General features: G+C 34.2%; 20 protein-coding genes. 10 read left to right on the forward strand and 10 right to left on the reverse strand.

Annotated elements, in window-relative coordinates:
* Positions 1-87 precede the first annotated feature (87 nt).
* The 5 genes from FND99_RS02135 to FND99_RS02155 are packed head-to-tail and all read right to left on the reverse strand — an operon-like array spanning position 88 to position 3,096.
* On the reverse strand, positions 88-486 hold the full coding sequence (locus tag FND99_RS02135) for a hypothetical protein (protein ID WP_144336347.1): 399 nt from the start codon (positions 484-486) through the stop codon (positions 88-90).
* Between the two features lie 2 nt (positions 487-488).
* On the reverse strand, positions 489-725 hold the full coding sequence (locus tag FND99_RS02140) for a hypothetical protein (protein ID WP_144336348.1): 237 nt from the start codon (positions 723-725) through the stop codon (positions 489-491).
* Positions 726-768: 43 nt separating this feature from the next.
* Positions 769-1,974 carry a phage terminase large subunit gene (locus FND99_RS02145; protein WP_144336349.1) on the reverse strand — a complete coding sequence of 402 codons (1,206 nt, stop codon included), beginning with the start codon at positions 1,972-1,974 and terminating at the stop codon, positions 769-771.
* Positions 1,958-2,413, reverse strand: coding sequence for a terminase small subunit-like protein (locus tag FND99_RS02150; protein ID WP_144336350.1), 456 nt, complete (start codon positions 2,411-2,413; stop codon positions 1,958-1,960). Before FND99_RS02150 ends, FND99_RS02145 begins: the two co-directional genes overlap by 17 nt.
* A 29-nt stretch (positions 2,414-2,442) precedes the next feature.
* Positions 2,443-3,096: a sigma-70 family RNA polymerase sigma factor gene (locus FND99_RS02155; RefSeq protein ID WP_144336351.1), complete on the reverse strand. Its 654-nt coding sequence runs from the start codon at positions 3,094-3,096 to the stop codon at positions 2,443-2,445.
* A 97-nt stretch (positions 3,097-3,193) separates the two neighbouring features.
* Between FND99_RS02155 and FND99_RS02160 the strand changes: the two genes are divergently transcribed.
* From FND99_RS02160 to FND99_RS02190, 7 genes are all read left to right on the forward strand, one after another.
* On the forward strand, positions 3,194-4,048 hold the full coding sequence (locus FND99_RS02160) for an MFS transporter (protein WP_407925339.1): 855 nt from the start codon (positions 3,194-3,196) through the stop codon (positions 4,046-4,048).
* A 164-nt stretch (positions 4,049-4,212) separates the two neighbouring features.
* Complete coding sequence (locus FND99_RS02165; RefSeq protein ID WP_144336352.1) at positions 4,213-4,581, forward strand: BlaI/MecI/CopY family transcriptional regulator; 369 nt, start codon at positions 4,213-4,215, stop codon at positions 4,579-4,581.
* A 5-nt stretch (positions 4,582-4,586) separates the two neighbouring features.
* On the forward strand, positions 4,587-6,161 hold the full coding sequence (locus FND99_RS02170; RefSeq protein WP_144336353.1) for a M56 family metallopeptidase: 1,575 nt from the start codon (positions 4,587-4,589) through the stop codon (positions 6,159-6,161).
* Positions 6,162-6,200: 39 nt separating this feature from the next.
* Positions 6,201-6,569, forward strand: coding sequence for a BlaI/MecI/CopY family transcriptional regulator (locus FND99_RS02175; RefSeq protein WP_144336354.1), 369 nt, complete (start codon positions 6,201-6,203; stop codon positions 6,567-6,569).
* A 5-nt stretch (positions 6,570-6,574) separates the two neighbouring features.
* Positions 6,575-8,443 carry a M56 family metallopeptidase gene (locus FND99_RS02180; protein ID WP_144336355.1) on the forward strand — a complete coding sequence of 623 codons (1,869 nt, stop codon included), beginning with the start codon at positions 6,575-6,577 and terminating at the stop codon, positions 8,441-8,443.
* 91 nt (positions 8,444-8,534) lie between these two features.
* A complete protein-coding gene (locus tag FND99_RS02185; RefSeq protein ID WP_144336356.1) occupies positions 8,535-8,675 on the forward strand; it encodes an SsrA-binding protein in 141 nt (46 codons plus the stop codon).
* Between the two features lie 68 nt (positions 8,676-8,743).
* Positions 8,744-9,589, forward strand: coding sequence for an EamA family transporter (locus FND99_RS02190; RefSeq protein ID WP_144336357.1), 846 nt, complete (start codon positions 8,744-8,746; stop codon positions 9,587-9,589).
* Positions 9,590-9,666: 77 nt separating this feature from the next.
* Here the strand turns inward: FND99_RS02190 and FND99_RS02195 are convergent, their stop codons facing one another.
* A complete protein-coding gene (locus tag FND99_RS02195; RefSeq protein WP_144336358.1) occupies positions 9,667-10,221 on the reverse strand; it encodes a fasciclin domain-containing protein in 555 nt (184 codons plus the stop codon).
* A gap of 341 nt (positions 10,222-10,562) precedes the next feature.
* Between FND99_RS02195 and FND99_RS02200 the strand changes: the two genes are divergently transcribed.
* The 3 genes from FND99_RS02200 to FND99_RS02210 all read left to right on the forward strand — a co-directional run bounded on the left by FND99_RS02200 (position 10,563) and on the right by FND99_RS02210 (position 12,661).
* Positions 10,563-11,513, forward strand: a complete 951-nt coding sequence (locus FND99_RS02200) for a S66 peptidase family protein (protein ID WP_144336393.1) — start codon at positions 10,563-10,565, stop codon at positions 11,511-11,513.
* A gap of 67 nt (positions 11,514-11,580) precedes the next feature.
* On the forward strand, positions 11,581-12,105 hold the full coding sequence (locus tag FND99_RS02205) for an ExbD/TolR family protein (protein ID WP_144336359.1): 525 nt from the start codon (positions 11,581-11,583) through the stop codon (positions 12,103-12,105).
* 25 nt (positions 12,106-12,130) lie between these two features.
* Positions 12,131-12,661 carry an ExbD/TolR family protein gene (locus tag FND99_RS02210; RefSeq protein WP_144336360.1) on the forward strand — a complete coding sequence of 177 codons (531 nt, stop codon included), beginning with the start codon at positions 12,131-12,133 and terminating at the stop codon, positions 12,659-12,661.
* 140 nt (positions 12,662-12,801) lie between these two features.
* Here the strand turns inward: FND99_RS02210 and rpsA are convergent, their stop codons facing one another.
* The 4 genes from rpsA to cmk all read right to left on the reverse strand — a co-directional run bounded on the left by rpsA (position 12,802) and on the right by cmk (position 17,700).
* Positions 12,802-14,577 carry a 30S ribosomal protein S1 gene (gene rpsA, locus FND99_RS02215; protein ID WP_144336361.1) on the reverse strand — a complete coding sequence of 592 codons (1,776 nt, stop codon included), beginning with the start codon at positions 14,575-14,577 and terminating at the stop codon, positions 12,802-12,804.
* A 383-nt stretch (positions 14,578-14,960) separates the two neighbouring features.
* On the reverse strand, positions 14,961-15,500 hold the full coding sequence (locus tag FND99_RS02220) for a hypothetical protein (protein WP_144336362.1): 540 nt from the start codon (positions 15,498-15,500) through the stop codon (positions 14,961-14,963).
* Between the two features lie 61 nt (positions 15,501-15,561).
* The gene (locus tag FND99_RS02225) at positions 15,562-16,938 is read right to left on the reverse strand and encodes a nucleoside permease (protein WP_144336363.1); all 1,377 of its coding nucleotides are present in this window, start codon (positions 16,936-16,938) and stop codon (positions 15,562-15,564) included.
* A 69-nt stretch (positions 16,939-17,007) separates the two neighbouring features.
* Positions 17,008-17,700, reverse strand: a complete 693-nt coding sequence (gene cmk, locus FND99_RS02230; protein WP_144336364.1) for a (d)CMP kinase — start codon at positions 17,698-17,700, stop codon at positions 17,008-17,010.
* Between the last annotated feature and the right edge of the window lie 30 nt (positions 17,701-17,730).

Here is a 17,730-nt window from a genome sequence, read left to right on the forward strand (position 1 = left end):
TACGCTCATACAATCCTTGCGTTTCCTCTTCTGCTGGTTGATAAATTACAGGTGGGTTATAGATGTATGGGTATTGCTCTTTGATGCTTAATAAGCTGGTGAGAAAGACTTAAGTATGTGTTCAGCCTCAGCGTAGCTAATCTTGTGAACATCAACTTTCTCAAACCTGTGATTGGGCTTAACGAACATTCTAAGTAATGCCTCGATGTCGTTTTCTCCTTGGAATATTTCAGCGTCTATGTAATCGTTGATGATGCTTAAGTCAACTACAAACTTGTATCTAAACTTAATTCGTTTCGGGTCGGTCTCTAATGCCTTGTGAAACTTAACCATATCGCTGGTGTTGAAATATTTCTTTACCATTTGCTCAATAAAATCTATGTCGGTTTCTCTGCCTTTTACTTCTTTTCCAAAAGCCAAAAGCTTTATATATGGAATGTCGTTTTTTGTTTTATAAATTCTTTCTGTTACTTGTGATAGCTTCATAATTATTTTCCTGCTTTGCTTAATTGCTGAAACTGAAAGACTGCTTTTAAAAATCCTAAATCAACGCTTTCGTTATCAGGAAACAATTCTTTAAAAACTTGTTCGCTTTCAATTTCAGTTTCTTTTAATTCTCGAAACTCATTTTTCAGAAATGGAAAAAAGTTTTTGAGAATATTTATTTTTTGTGTGTTGCTCGGCTCACTGCTTTTGCAGGCACTGCAACCTTTTGATTGTGTCATATTTTTATTTTAAATATCCTATCAAAAACCAAAATGTAAATGCTTATAGTACTTGCGATTTCATACCGTACAACTGTCTGAAAACTGCATAACCTGCCGCCTCTGTCACGTGGTCGTAACCGCCTGTTTTATCAGGGTAGCCGTTTTTGTAAACTTGGTTTTCTAACGCCTCGGCATACACGGGGCAAGCTTCATCGTTGACGTGGTACGTACCATTTTCAAAAGCTAGGTTTACACTGTTCACACGTTCGCTAACGTTTGGATTTTTACGGAACGATTCGACAACAAACCCGTTGCCCCTTAAGATTGTAAAGTCACTCGCACCGCTGGTGCTTCTCGCTGCTCCGCTCGAATCGGGGTTGATGATTATTTTATGATTTTCGTATCTGTGTTTTAAAATATCGCAAATGTCCTGCGTGTTGTAAGCTTTGGTTATCTCATCAACTGCGTGAAGTTCTCCTTTGCGCTTAACGTGTATCACCGCATTCATATTTGTGATGTTAAAATCTAGTCCAACGTATAGCATTTCACCAGCTTTCACCGTTTCGTGGCTTCTGTTTACCTTACGATTGTATGATTTATATACACTAGAGCTGTTTAAGTTCACAAACTCACCGTTGATGTATGCATTTACTTGTGATTCAGTGTATGTTTCCCTTAAAATCTGCACGTAATTCTCAGGCAAAAAAGGATTATTTGACGTTTTAGCCCTAATTACGTTCTTGTTTGGGGTCTCTTCTTTGACAAAAAACTCATATAACCAGCCGAAACCCTCAGGTGTGCTCACCGTATCAACGCAATTCTGCTCACCGTTTGGCAATTTTAACCTGTTACGCCCTAGAATCCTGACGAAAACGTCAGCCATTTTGCCCTTTGGCAGGGTGTCAGCCTCATCTATAAGGCTGTAGGCAACCTCATAACCCACAATTTTGTTAGGGTCGGACATATTACGCAGTAGTATTTTACCGTAATCTGTCGTAATTGTATTGTCGTGCTTGTTGATTTTGTATTTAATACCCCATTCTGTAAGCAATGCGCTGAACTTTGGCAGGGCAATATCTTTGATAAGTGCGTATGTTGGCAGATAATAAGCAACATCTAGCCCGTTGTACTGCAACTTTTTAAAGATGGTCTTCATTACTCCAGCGTGGGTTTTTCCAGCACCATAACCGCCAATAAGTGCGGTGTGGTTTGCAGTGCTCAGCAAAAATTTTTGTTGATGCGGTAATCCCTTAATCTGTAATTTCATCAAATCCCAATATCTGTATGCTCGTTATCTGCTTACTTGTATCAGGTTCAACAATTACTTTCTCGCCATACTTGGCTGGGTTCATCTTAGACAAAGCCCATTTGATTGTATTAATTTTTAGTCTTCTGTCTTCTGCTGAATCCTTAACGGTTGTTTTGATAAGCTCACCGCCTCGATATTCTTTAATCGTTTTCGGGCTATCGCTGTAAGCGATTCGTATAGCCTCGTCAAATAGGAATGTTTCACGCATTCGTTGCGTGTCTTCCCAAAGCATCCTAAGGCTAGGGTCTTGGTTAATCCAATACTGAAACGTCGAGTAACTTGTTACTCCGTTCTGTTCCAGTGCGACCGTTACCAAAACACCGTTTGCCACATCATCACAAATGCGTTGGAATGTGTGCAGTCTTTGGTCGTCCGTAAATCTTTGTAATTCATTCATAATTATATTATAGTTTGTAATGTCCTAGTTTATAGGTTATTTTGAATTTTATTTTTGAAAAATTCGTTTTTCTTAAGCTTGCTTATTGCTCGTTGAAGCTTATTGTGGGTATTCTGTTTTGTTTGGTCGATGGATTTTGCAATGTGGTTAAGCGATAGTTCTTGTTCACTGCAATAGCGTTTGAGCAGTAAGTCGATTTCATCGGGCGTGCAAATCTTATTGACCATAAACCAGAACAATTGCTTATCAATTCCATTCTCAGCTTCTTGTATTTCTAATTCTACACGCTCCAAGTCGGTTGTGGTTATCTCTTGCAGTGTTCCGTCTTTGACCTGTTTGATATAATGCTTTGGTATCGGGATTGTATTTTTAACAAGGTTCAGCCCCGTATTTATTTCGTTAGTGATGCAGGTTGTGGCGTAGGTGGAAAACTTTATTTTTTTGGTGGGGTCGAATCCATCGATTGCGCTGAGCAGTCCGATAAAACCGTATTGTTCTAAGTCGTCCGTGTCGGGTGTCTTGTATCTGTTGCAGATTGAGAACACCAAGCCAAGATTTGCGTTAAATATTTTATCCCTTATTGCGGGGGATTTGTTAGTTTTGTAGTCTTCAAAGAGTTGAAGCAGTTCAATATATTGTAAGTCTTTATTTATATTTTGTAATTCCCTATGAAATTGTTTCATTATTTTATTTTTTTTTATAAAATAATTATAGGGTCTAACAGCCCTAGAGTAAAGGGCTTAAGTTGTATTTTAGTAATATGGCTAGTGTATAACTGATATATTTAGACCCGCAATGTTTGTATCGCTTGGCGCATACGCAAAGCCAGAAAACAGAACCCGAGCATTGACACTTGTTCGTCTTGCCGTAAATTTAGGATTTGCTGCAGGCCCGGCTCTTGGTGGTTTGATTATTATGGGAATGGGATATTCTGGACTTTTCTGGGTTGACGGTGCTTCTTGTATTCTTTCGATATCCATTTTTGCACTTTTAGTTAAAGAGAAGAAAAATGCAGAACATAACGACAAAACTGAAACTGCTGCCGATATAAAATCTGTATTTCATGATAAGATATTCTGGGTTTTCCTGTTTGTGAGTTTTATTACAGCAATGATTTTCTTTCAGCTTTTTACCACGCTTCCTTTATATCATAATGAGAAATTTGGCCTAAGCGAATTCCAGACTGGTTTATTAATGACTTTAAACGGACTTCTGATTTTTTCTTTAGAAATGCCAACAGTTGGCTTTATGGAGCGAAAAGGTTTTCCTAAAATCAAAATCATAATAGCAGGTTCATTTTTAATGGCATTCAGTTTTATACTCCTATTAATAAATGTTTGGGCAGGAATTCTTGTAATAGCCATGATTTGCATTTCTATTGGTGAAATCCTGACTTTCCCATTTTCAAATGCATTTGCTTTGAGTCGTGCTCCGCGTGGTCAGGAAGGCCGATATATGGCACTTTACACCATGAGTTTTAGTTTGGCACATATTGTAAGCTCTAAAGTCGGTTTCGGGATCATAGCCGTTTTTCATTATCAAATGAATTGGCTTTTTATGGCCAGCAGCGGATTTGTAGCAACCCTTTGCTGCTTTTGGATAAAAAAAGCTTTAACACGCGAACGCATTTCTTAAATTTTCATTTTTACATAAATAATTAGTTTTCAATTTATTACATTTAAATTGAATTAATTTCGCGCGCCTAATTCTCAATTCAAACTTAAAAAATAGTTAAATAACTAGTTTTGTAGTTGTGTAACTAGAAAAATAGTTGTAGGTTTGAATTAAAATTAGAAGAAATGCAAAAGTTAACCAATAAAGAAGAAGAAATCATGCATATTTTATGGAAGCTAAAAAAAGCTTTTGTAAAAGAAATTCAGGCAGAAATTACTGAAGATCAACCGCATTACAATACACTTTCGACTATTGTACGCAATCTTGAAGAGAAAGGTTTTGTAGCGCACAATGCTTTTGGGAATACGCATCAATACTACCCAGCAATTACTTTAGAAGCGTACAGCAAAAAGTATATGAAAACGGCTATTGACAATTACTTCAATAGTTCTTATAAAAATATGGTGTCATTTTTTGCTAAAGAAGAAAAAATTTCGGCTGCAGAATTACGCGAGATCTTGGCTATGATAGAAAATCCAAAAGAAGAAAAATAATCATTATGGAAACACTCTTCATTTATATCGCAAAATCATCAGGATTAATAGCTCTATTTTATTTTTCTTATTATTTCTTGCTTCGCAAGGAAACTTTTTTCAACAGCAATAGATGGTTTTTATTGACAGGACTTCTCACTTCTGCCTTATTGCCACTTTACGTTTATACTAAAACCGTTTGGATTGAGTCAACTGCGGTTTTAAATGGAAGTTATTCTGAAACGGTATCTATTCCTGTAAAAGAAAGTGTCGAAATCGACTGGAATATGATTTTGATTGCGCTTTATGCAGTTGGTGTTTTGGCGCTAATCTTAAAATTTGCTTTCGATTATTACAATCTGAATTCCATCTTAAAAGGAAAAAAAATCAAACAACAAGCCGATTTCAAATTTGTGGATGTCAATGAAAATATCGCTCCGTTTTCTTATTTTGAATATATCGTTTACAACTCATCAATGTTTACGCCTGAAGAATTAGAAACTATTATTGAACACGAAAAAGTACACAGCGATCAAAACCACACTGTCGATGTTTTGATTTCCAGAGCTTTCTGTATTCTATTCTGGTTCAACCCATTAATATGGTTTTACAAAAAAGCAATTGTTCAAAATCTAGAATTTATTGCGGATAAAGAAGCCGCAAAAAAATTAAACGACAAAAAAGCGTATCAATACACGCTTTTAAAAATAACAACACATGACAAATGTGTTGCCATTACCAATCATTTTTATCAATCATTAATCAAAAAACGAATTATTATGTTAAACAAAAATCAATCAAGTAAAAGAAATTCTTGGAAGTATTATTTTGTAGCTCTTGCTCTTTTAATCTTCGTACTATTGTTTCAAGTTCAAATTATTGCAAAAGAGAAACAGCCAGTTTTAAAAGAAGTCTCAGGTAAAATCAAATCTGTTGACGTTTTTAAAATCAATAAAAATTCTACTGATGCCGAATTAAAAACAATTAAAGAGAATTTAAAAAAGAATCATAACATTGATGCAAATTTATCTGATGTAAAGCGCAATACAGCTGGAGAATTAACAGCTATCAAAATCGAACTTACAACAGCCGAAGAATTATCTAAAACGTACATGGCCTCTGGAAGCAATGCAATAAAAGACTGCGGTATTGTTGTTATTACTGGAGAAAATGGTTCTAAAAAAATCAATTTCAATACAGAGAACACTGAAGCTAAAAATGTTGTAGCTGCAACTGACAAAAAATCTAAAGGCAAAGAAAAAAGAGAAGAAACAATAAACACCATCACTAATGTCAACACTGATACTAATACTAATGCAGAAGTTAGTAGCACTACTAATGCTAGTACTACTGTTACTGTAACATCTGACGCAACAGGCAAAAACAAATCAAATGTTGTGGTTATGACAAACTCACAGCCAAAAGTTCGCATTGCAGATCAATTAATTATTATTGACGGAGAAATTGCACCCGGAGCAACGATTAAAGATATTGAAAACCTAAATATCAAATCGATGAGCGTCTTGAATGGTCAAAATGCAATTAATGAATATGGAGAACAAGGGAAAGATGGCGTGATTATTATTGAAACAAAAAAATAAGAGATCCATCCAATTACGTAAACTGCCAAAACCAAAAAAATGCAAAAATTAACCAATAAAGAAGAAGAGATAATGCACATTTTATGGAAGCTGAAAAAAGCTTTCGTAAAAGAAATTCAGGCCGAAATTACGGAAGAACAACCGCATTATAACACGCTTTCGACTATTGTCAGAAATCTTGAAGAGAAAGGTTATGTGAGCCACAATGCATTTGGAAATACACATCAATATTACCCTATTGTAAGTATCGAAGAATATAGAAAAGGCTTTATGAGCACTGCTATTGATAATTATTTCAACAGCTCTTATAAAAGTATGGTTTCGTTTTTTGCCAAAGAAGAAAAAATTTCTGCAAAGGAATTACGCGAAATCTTAGCAATGATTGAAAAACCGAAAGAAGAAAAATAATCGTTATGGAAGCACTTTTCACTTTTATCATCAAATCGAGCGGTTTAATAGCGCTGTTCTATTTTGCTTATTATTTTTTACTGCGAAAAGAGACTTTTTTCACCAGCAACAGGTATTTTTTGCTTGCGGGATTAATAACCTCGGTTGTTTTGCCGTTTGTAATTTATACCAAAATAATCTGGATTGATCCGGCTCCAATTGTGTATTCTCCAATTGTTCATGCAACTGCTGCTAGCCACAATTATATTTCATCTTACAGCCCTCAAGTAATGAAAGAAGAACCTTTTGAAATAAACTGGAATCTTGTTTCGCTGGCGGTTTACGCAATTGGATTTGCGGCTTTTATGCTAAAATTTGCTGTTGATTTTTACAGTTTAAATTCGGTTTTAAAAGGAAAAAATATCAAACAGCAAAAAGACTTCAAATTTGTTGATGTTACCGAAAATATTGCTCCTTTTTCTTATTTCGATTATATCGTGTACAATTCATCACTGTACACAGAAGCAGAATTGCAAAGTATTTTAGAACACGAAAAAGTACACAGTGATCAGCATCATACAATTGATGTAATAATTTCGAGAATTTTCTGTATTCTTTTTTGGTTTAATCCAATAATCTGGCTTTACAAAAAAGCAATTCTGCAAAATTTGGAATTCATTGCGGACAATGAGGCTTCAAAAAAATTATCAGACAAAAAAGCGTACCAGTACACGCTTTTAAAAATAACAACACATGAAACTTGTGTTGCAATCACCAATCATTTTTATCAATCATTAATCAAAAAACGAATTGTCATGTTAAACAAAAATCAATCAAAAAAATGGAATTACTGGAAGTATTATGCTGTAATTCCGGCCCTAGCAGCTTTTGTGCTTTTATTCCAAATAAAAACGATTGCACAAGAAAAAAAGACAGCGGCAAAAGAAGTTTCAGCATCTAAAAGCCTGGATGCAGAAATTTTTAAAATTACAAAATCGACTACAGATCAGGAATTAAAAGACTTAACCGCAAAACTAAAATCGGAGCACAATATTGACGTTGCAATTTCAGATTTAAAAAGAAACAGCAACAACGAAATTACAAGCATCAAAATTCAGATTGTTAGAGAAAACGGCAAAAAACAAATCATTGAAGTCAACAGTACAAAAGCAATAAAAGACTGCAATATTGTATTAGATACTGATAGTAATGGTACTAAAAATGTGACTTTGACTACAGATGAAACACCTGAAGCACCAACAATGGTAAAAACACAAAGCATTGTTATAAAAGACTTCAAAAATGCCGATGATGCTCCTAATACTCCAGACGCTCCGGCTCCGCCAAGCGCTCCAGGTATGGCAGCTCCTATTCCGCCAGTTGCACCAGTTTTCCCAGCTGGAGCACTGCCTCCTGCTCCAGCAATTGATATGTCAAAAATGCCAAAACCTCCTAAAGCGCCAAAAAATCCAAAAGACAAAGTAGCAATGGCGCAATTTGAAAAAGACATGGAGGAATTTGAGAAAAAAATGGAAAAATTTCAGCCAAATATTGATGCAATGTCAGCGTATGGTGAGGCTGTAGACGAAATCATGTCTAAGCGCGAAGCCATTTTTGAAAAACAAATGGAACAATATGAAATTGCCATGCAAAAATTTAACGCCAACATGGACAAATTCAATTTCGATATGAAAATGAAATTTGGAAGCGATTCTGACGAATATCAAAACAACATGAAGCAATATGAGCAAGATATGCGACAATATCAACTTGACATGAAGCAGCATGAAAAAGAAATGAAGGAACATGCAAAACAAATGAAACAGCAAGCAAAAGACATTAAAATGCAAGAAAGAGACAGAAGAGCTGCCGAAAAAGAAAGCCAAAAATCTTAATTCAAGTCACTTACTTTAAAATTAAAGCCACAAAAAAGACTTTGCCATTAGCAAAGTCTTTTTTTTATATCTTTGAAAAAACAAATCTGCCATGTATAAAATTTTAGCCAAACTGAATAAAATTCTCTTGCCAAGTTTTACCAAACAAGGTTTAGATATCTCGAAAGCCAAAAAATGGCAAATGGCAATTATTGGTTATCGCGCTTTTGTAACCAAAAAAGCGTTAGGATAATATCCCACAAACTTAATTTATTTATACAGCAGAAAATATTTCGATTATTTCTCTGCAATTTTACTTTTATGAAAAATAGAGAAATCAGCCTTCCTCCTGTTCCAGCAGTTTTATTGGCAATAATAAGCGTTCAGTGTGGCGCCGCAATTGCGAAAACCCTTTTTCCAGCGATTGGCGCAGCAGGAACAGCATCTATACGAATTGGCGTTTCGGCTTTGCTTTTATTACTGGCATACAGGCCAAATTTAAAAGCGATCACGCCTGCACAGTGGAAAATCGTAATTCCGTATGGATTGTCTTTAGGAGCAATGAACCTAATTTTTTATTTTGCGATTGAACGAATTCCAATTGGTCTCGCAGTAACTTTAGAATTTGTTGGCCCGTTATTGCTGGCAATTGCAGGTTCAACACGATTAATTGACTATTGTTGGGTATTACTTGCTGCAATCGGAATTTTATTGATTGCGCCTTGGACAAACGAGCGTATAGATTCACTAGGTGTGCTATTTGCACTTTTAGCAGGTGCACTTTGGGCAGCTTATATTGTTTTTGGAGGGAAGATTTCAAAAATAATGAATGATGGTCAAGCCGTTTCCACAGGAATGCTCTTTGCAGCAATCTTAGTTTTGCCTTTCGGGCTTTTCGAAAACGGATTGGTCAATCTGACTCCAAAGCTTTTCGGAATGGGAATTGCGCTTGCACTTTTATCCAGTGCCATTCCGTTTACTTTAGAAATGAAAGCTTTAGGTCAGCTTCCTCCACGAACTTTCAGTATTTTGATGAGTCTTGAACCGGCTGCCGCATCTATTTGTGCTTTTATATTTTTACAGGAAAAATTAAGATTCACTGAGATTTTGGCCGTTGTATGTGTTATAATTGCTTCTGCAGGAAGTACGCTGACTGCTAAAAGATAAATTCAAAAAAATCAAAATTCCAAATCCCAATTTAAAATTTGGATTTGAAATTTTAAATATTGTGATTTTACCACATATTATTTTTTAGGCAACAATACCGTATCAATAACATGAATTACACCATTTGATTGGTTCACATCTGCAATTGTAACTTTAGCTTTATTACCGCTTTCGTCACTAATATAAAGATCTTTTCCATCCATCCAAGCTGTTAAAGTTCCGCCACTTACTGTTTTAAGCATTGCTTTTCCTTTACCTTCTTTTATTGCTTTTGCTATGTCTTTCGCGTTCCATTTTCCAGCAACAACGTGATAAGTCAAAATCGTTTGAAGCATTTTTTTGTTTTCTGGTTTTAATAAAGATTCAACAGTTCCTTTTGGAAGTTTGTCAAAAGCTTCATTTGTTGGAGCAAAAACAGTGAACGGTCCTTTGCCTTCTAAGGTTTCTACCAAACCTGCAGCTTTTACAGCAGCTACAAGAGTTGTATGATCTTTTGAATTAACGGCATTTTCAATAATATTCTTGTTTGGATACATTGCTGCTCCACCAACCATTACTGTTTTTTGTGCAAAAGAGGTAAATCCGAATGTCAAAGCTAAAATTGCTGTGGCTAAAAATTGTCTAGTTTTCATAATTAATATTTTAAGTTATAAGCTCATTTACGACGGAATATCTGTTTTGGTTTTGCGAAAAATTAAAATAATTAAAAAGAATATTGTAAAAATCTCAAAATACCCTGTAAAACAGTTCATTGAAAGCAAAAAATAGTATTGATTTTTTTTTAAGAGCGAAATGGATTTTGCGCCTTTTTATTTCTAAATTTAACTTCAAAATCTACATTAAAAAACAAGAAATAAAAAACTGAATACACTCCTATTTCAACCCCAAAATGAAAATTAATAACCACATAAAAGCATTTTTTTCAATTTTAGTTCTACTAACTTTTATTCAATGTAAACCAACAGCTTATAAAATGAATTATCAGGAAAATTACCTTTCAACAGCAGATAAAGAAATAAAACAATATACAATTCCGCCTTATCTCCAAAAAGGCGACACCATAATGATTGTTGCTCCAGCAGGTTTTTTAGCCGATTCAACAGAAATTGATGCAGGAATTGAACTCGCTAAAAGTTGGGGACTAAACATTAAATTAGGCCAGAATCTTTTCAAAAGACATAATCATTTTGCAGGTACAGACCTTGAAAGACAAAGCGATCTGCAAGAAGCTTTAGACTATAAAAACATTAAAGCAATATGGTGCGCCAGAGGCGGTTATGGAACGGTGAGAATTGTTGACCAACTAGATTTTAAAGCTTTTAAGAAAAACCCAAAATGGATTATCGGTTATTCAGATATTACCACGCTTCATGAACAAGTTCATAGATTAGGATTTGCTTCAATCCATGCTACAATGCCTGGCGGAATGAGAAGAGCAACTCCTGAATGCAAAGAAACACTTTACAAATCATTGTTTGGTGAGGAAATAATTTACGAAATAGCTACAAATCCGCTTAATAAATTAGGCGCAAGCAAAGGAGTTCTTATTGGTGGAAATTTATCCATTATTATGTCGATGTTAGGAAGCAATTCTGATATTGATCCAAAAGGAAAAATTTTATTTATCGAAGATGTTGGAGAAGATTTGTACCGTGTTGACAGAATGATGTATACGCTGAAAAGAAATGGTTTTTTGAAAGATTTAAAAGGAATTATTGTTGGTGATTTTGATTATAAAAAAGAAGAAAATATTCTATTTGGCGGAACACATCGTGAGATTATTTTAAATGCAGTAAAAGAGTATGATTATCCAGTCATTTTCGATTTTCCTGCTGGACACATTAGAAACAATCATGCGATGACTTTTGGCAAAAAAGTTAAGTTAGAATCTAATGCAAGCTCCGTTATTATTTCATACAAATAAATCTTTTTTTTTAGATTTATTTTCTGAATAAAATTTTGATTAACTTTAAGATTAAAATCGGATTCATATGCAAAATCTACCTCAAAAAGTCAGAAGCAAAAAGCTAAATTCAAGAGTTGATTTAACCGCTATGGTCAGCGTTTCTTTTCTGCTGATTATATTTTTTATGGTTGTTGGGGAATTGTCGAAGCCGAAATCTCTAGATTTAAATACAGGCCGTGACTGTGATGACTGTGGTGTTTATCCTTACGAAGGCGAAAATCGCTCAGTTACTATTTTGTTGGGTGAAAACAACAAAATAATATATTATGTTGGTCTTATTGCTAGTCCAATTAAAAAGCCTAAGAGTACTACATATGGCAAAAATGGAATTCAAAAGGAACTAATTGCTAGAATTGAATCGTTACAAAAACATTCTAATGGATCGAGTAAACGAAAACCAAATCTTATAGTCATCATTAAACCTACTAAAAAATCTAATTATGGTAATTTGGTGGATATTTTAGATGAAATGAAAATGACTGGAATAACATCTTATTTTATAGTACCAGAATTTACTCCCGAAGAATCAAAATTATTAGCATCAAATTGATTGTGATTAACCAAAACTCAAAACCATGCAAAATCTACCTCAAAAAGTCAGAAGCAAAAAGCTAAATTCAAGAGTTGATTTAACCGCTATGGTCAGCGTTTCTTTTCTGCTGATTATATTTTTTATGGTTGTTGGTGAATTGTCTAAGTCAAAGAACATGAAATTCGGCAAACCAGATTGTATTGATGAATATCCTCGAACTGGATGTTATATGCATGACGAAAGGCGCGTCATGACATTACTTTTGGATAACAACAACAAAATAATTACTTACACCGGATTATTATTTATTCCTATTGATGCTCCTAAAGAAGTCCAATATGGCAAAAGCGGTATTAGAAAAGTATTATTAGAAAGAAATAAAAAAGTTTTAGACTATTCCGCCGCTTTGGGAAAACCTGGACGAGGAGTTACTGTAATTATCAAACCAAGCAAAAATTCAAATTATGGCAACTTAGTTGACATTTTAGACGAAATGAAAATAACAGGAATAACTTCTTATTCAGTAGTTGATTATTACACTCCAGAAGAATCAAAATTATTAGCTTCAAAATAAACAGATATCATTTTCATAAAGTTCTCGACTCTGCTCGAACTGACAAACTTGAAACATGAAACAAAGAAAACCTGAAACAAAAAGCATAAAAAAAAAGTCCCACATTACTGTGGGACTTTCTATTTAGAGGAAACTAAGAATTATTTTTTCTCGGTTTTTTCCATTTTAGCTTTTAAAGCAGCTAATACATCATTGTTATCACCTAAAGTCGCAGCTGGTGCGTTAGTAGATGCAGATGCAGTAGTTTCAGCAGCAGCTTTCACGTTTTTCTCTTCTTCTTCACGGAAGATAGCAGTGTGAGAAGCAACTACTCTTTTGAATTCTTTGTTGAATTCAATTACTTTGAAATCAGCTGTATCACCTTTTTTCAATTTCTTTCCGTCTTCTTTTTCAAGGTGACGAGTTGGAATGAAAGCAACGATATCATCTCCGAATTCTACAGTAGCTCCTTTGTCAACGATTTCAGAAATTTCACCATTGTGGATAGTTCCTACAGCGAAAGAATCTTCGTATTGATCCCAAGGATTAGCAGTAGTTTGTTTGTGACCTAAAGATAATTTACGTCCTTCAACATCTAACTCTAATACAACAACATCAAGTTTTTCACCAACGTTTACAAACTCAGATGGGTGTTTGATTTTCTTAGTCCAAGAAAGGTCAGAAATGTAGATTAATCCATCAATTCCTTCTTCTAATTCTACGAAAATACCAAAGTTTGTAAAGTTTCTAACGATACCTGTATGTTTAGAACCTACTGGGTATTTAGAAGTAATGTCAGTCCATGGATCTTGAGTTAATTGTTTGATACCTAATGACATCTTACGATCATCTCTGTCAAGAGTTAAGATAACAGCCTCAACAACATCTCCAACTTTCACGAAGTCCTGAGCAGAACGTAAGTGAGTTGACCATGACATTTCAGAAACGTGGATTAAACCTTCAACACCTTCAGCAACTTCGATAAATGCACCGTAATCAGCGATTACAACTACTTTACCTTTAACTTTATCACCAATTGTTAAGTTAGCATCTAAAGCATCCCATGGGTGAGCGTTTAATTGTTTCAATCCTAATTGAATTCTTGTTTTCTCATCATCGAAATCAAGGATTACAACATTTAATTTTTGGTCTAATTCAAGAACTTCACTTGGGTGGTTGATTCTGCTCCAAGAAAGGTCAGTAATGTGAATTAATCCGTCAACACCACCTAAGTCAATGAACACACCATAAGAAGTAATGTTTTTAACAACACCTTCTAATACTTGTCCTTTTTGTAATTGACCAATGATCTCTTTTTTCTGTACTTCAATATCAGCCTCGATAAGTGCTTTATGAGATACAACAACGTTTTTGAATTCGTGGTTAATTTTTACCACTTTGAATTCCATCATTTTGTTTACATATACATCGTAGTCTCTAATTGGCTTAACGTCAATTTGAGATCCAGGTAAGAACGCTTCGATACCGAATACGTCAACAATCATACCTCCTTTAGTTCTACATTTAACAAAACCGTTAACGATTTCTCCAGTTTCATTAGCTGCAATAACTCTATCCCAAGATTTGATAGTACGTGCTTTTCTGTGAGATAATACTAATTGACCTGTTTTATCCTCACGGATGTCAATTAATACTTCTACTTTGTCACCTACTTTTAAATTAGGGTTGTAACGAAATTCGTTTAAAGAAATAACACCTTCAGATTTAGCATTGATATCAACGATAACGTCTCTATCTGTAATTCTAACAACAACTCCTTCAACTACTTCTTCTTGATCTGTAGCGATGAAAGTTTTTGATACTAGTTCCTCAAACTCTTGTAAGTTTTTTTCATCTACTGCATCGATTCCTTCTTGGAAGTTATGCCAGTTAAAATTTGCTAAAAACTCTTCTTGTGATTTTGTTTGTTCAGACATGCTGATAAAAAAATTTGTATTCTGTTTTTCTCGAGTTTCTCCAAGCGATAGAAAATACAGAAGTTGTTTTACATAAATGGTTGATACCTAAAGGAAACTCTTCTCTGCCAAAAGGTCTGCAAAATTACTACAAATATTTGGACTTACAAAATATTTCAACATTGATTATCAGTCATTTTGTTAAGAAGCAGAAGATTTATGTTTTTTAAGACGTGAAGTCCTGCTATTCGTTGCAATCTTTTATGGTGAACCCCACCATAAAAGGATTTTCACTTCTATCGGGGCTAGATAAGAAAATTTTATTTTCAATAAGAACCTAAAGGGCTAAACCCGACAGGTTTTAAAAACCTGTCGGGTTTAGCTGATCCTATTTATGCTTATCATCAAAATATTTTTCCTTGTCTTGAATTCTCACTAGTCTGTATCCAAACTTCAGATCTTGAAAATTTGCCGTTTTCAAAATACAATTCCAAATTTGGATAGACATTAAATGAGTGTTTTGTTCCAATATCAAATGTCAAATACAAATAATGAGAACCAAAAGCATTACTTTCACCTGACCATAATAATTTTAACGTTGAAAAATGAATTTCTGGAATCTTCGGCAATTTATTTTGAGCTATATACAAATTTTTTCCTTTAAAGCTTATTTTAAACATTGTCCAGTTGATTCCATCAGATCCTACAGTTACAATTTCTCCCGTTTTAAAACATATTTCAGCTTTTAAAATTTCTATCTTTTCATCAATAACATTTTGACAGAATTCATTAAGTTTTAAATCGTTCGCTTTAAACTGGAAGGTCTCCTTATTTTTCAAAATAAATGTGAATTTTTCCGGAAATGAAACCCTGTCCTTATGAGCATGAGTTACTCCAAAAACAAAAAAAGTCAATACAAATAAAATAAATCTAATCTTTTTCATAACAGCATTTTGTTTAAAAAACAAACCCGATAGATTTTAAATCTATCGGGTTCAAAAATTTTTAATGACTCAAATTCTCAATCTCTTTCGGGTCATGTTTATGTTTAAACAGCAAAGCAAAAGCAATCGCAATTATTAAAGCATAAGCCGCAAACGACAACCAGATCGTATGCCAGTCTTTCATTAAAATTGGATTTGTAAAAATCCCATCTGCAGAGATTGAATTTCCTTGACCTTTTACGAATTCCAACATTTTAGAGTTCGTTGTATCTGTTTGTAAAAATCCTGCTAGCTCCGTTGTATTTGCAAATGATTTTGTAAAGAAACGATCAATCGCCCAGCCCGAAGTCAAACTTCCTAGAACCGCCCCTACTCCATTAGTCATCATCATAAACAACCCTTGCGCTGAAGAACGAATTTTAGAATCGGTATTGCTTTCTACGAATAAAGAACCTGAAATATTAAAGAAATCAAATGCCATTCCGTAAACGATACAAGAAAGGATAATCATCCATAAACCGCCAATTGGATCTCCAAAAGCAAATAATCCAAAACGCAATACCCAAGCCAACATACTAATCAACATAACTTGTTTAATTCCAAAACGCTTTAAGAAAAACGGAATCGCTAATATAAATAACGTCTCAGAAACCTGAGAAATCGACATAATAATAGTCGAATACCTTATAACGAACGAATCTGCATATTTTGGAAAATGCTTAAATTCATCTAGAAAAACATCTCCATAAGCATTTGTCAATTGTAATGCTCCCCCTAAAAACATAGAGAAAACAAAAAACAAAGCCATTTTGTAGTTCGTAAACAATTTAAAAGATTCTAAACCAAATGTTTCTGTCCAAGAAGCATTTTCTTTAATCAAACGCTGTGGTTCACATTTTGGCAAAGTAAAAGCGTAAATTCCAAGAATTAAAGCTCCAATTCCGGCAATATAAAACTGATATTCAGTTGCTTTGCTTCCACTTAAATTAGTAATCCACATGGCCACAATAAAACCGATAGTCCCCCAAACACGAATTGGCGGAAAATCTTTGACAATATTTTTATTGTTTAATTTTAATGAAGTATAAGAAATTGAGTTGCTCAATGCAATTGTTGGCATATAACAGCACATCGCCAATAACATTACAACAATAAAATTATCTGGAGTAGTAACTTGTGCAATTCCAAACAAAACTGCTGCGTAGGCAATATGCAAAAAGCCGTATAATTTTTCAGCATTTACCCATCTGTCGGCAATAATTCCGGTTAATGTAGGCATGAACAAAGAAGCAATTCCCATGGTTCCGAATACCAAACCAAATTGTGTTCCTTCCCAATTTTTGGTTCCAAACCAATAATTTCCAATTGTAATCAGCCAAGCTCCCCACACAAAAAACTGAAGAAAGCTCATTACGATTAACCTGTTTTTAATTCCCATATATTGAAATTGTCTTTAAAATAAAAATGAAGCGGTAAAACTAACATTTAAAATAATATCTGCAAAAAATTAAGCCGTTTTTACAACATCATTTATCAATTCTAAAACAGCCGCAAACTGTTCCTCTTTATTTAAGTAGGAATTATCTATTTCAATTGCATCATCGGCAATCACTAAAGGAGAATCTTCACGATGTGTATCCACATAATCTCTGTCCATAACATTTTTCAAAACTTCTTCATAAGTTACATTGTCGCCTTTTTGTTGTAGTTCATCAAAACGTCTTTGCGCACGCGTCTCCGCACTAGCTGTCATAAAAATTTTAAGTTCAGCATCAGGAAAAACAACGGTCCCAATATCTCTTCCATCCATCACAATTCCTTTGTTTTTTCCCATTTCCTGCTGCTGTTCTACTAATTTCGAACGCACTTCAGAAACTTCTGCTACTTTGCTCACAAAATTTGAAACTTCAATCGTTCTAATTTGTTTTTCAACATTTTCACCGTTTAAATACATTTCTGCAAAACCTAAATCGGCGTTGAATTTGAATTCCAATTGAATATTAGGCAAAGCTTCAATCAAGGCCTTTTTATCAAAAGATTCATTTGTAATAAGTTTATTCTGCATCGCAAAATAAGCAACTGCACGATACATTGCTCCCGTATCTACATAGACATATTCAAGCTCTTTTGCCAATTGTTTTGCCAAAGTACTTTTTCCTGTTGATGAAAATCCGTCGATTGCAATTGTGATTTTTTTCAATTTTATATTTTTAAATTTTTATTATTTTGG

This window comes from Flavobacterium daemonense, from assembly GCF_007341385.1.
Taxonomy (GTDB): Bacteria; Bacteroidota; Bacteroidia; order Flavobacteriales; family Flavobacteriaceae; genus Flavobacterium; species Flavobacterium daemonense.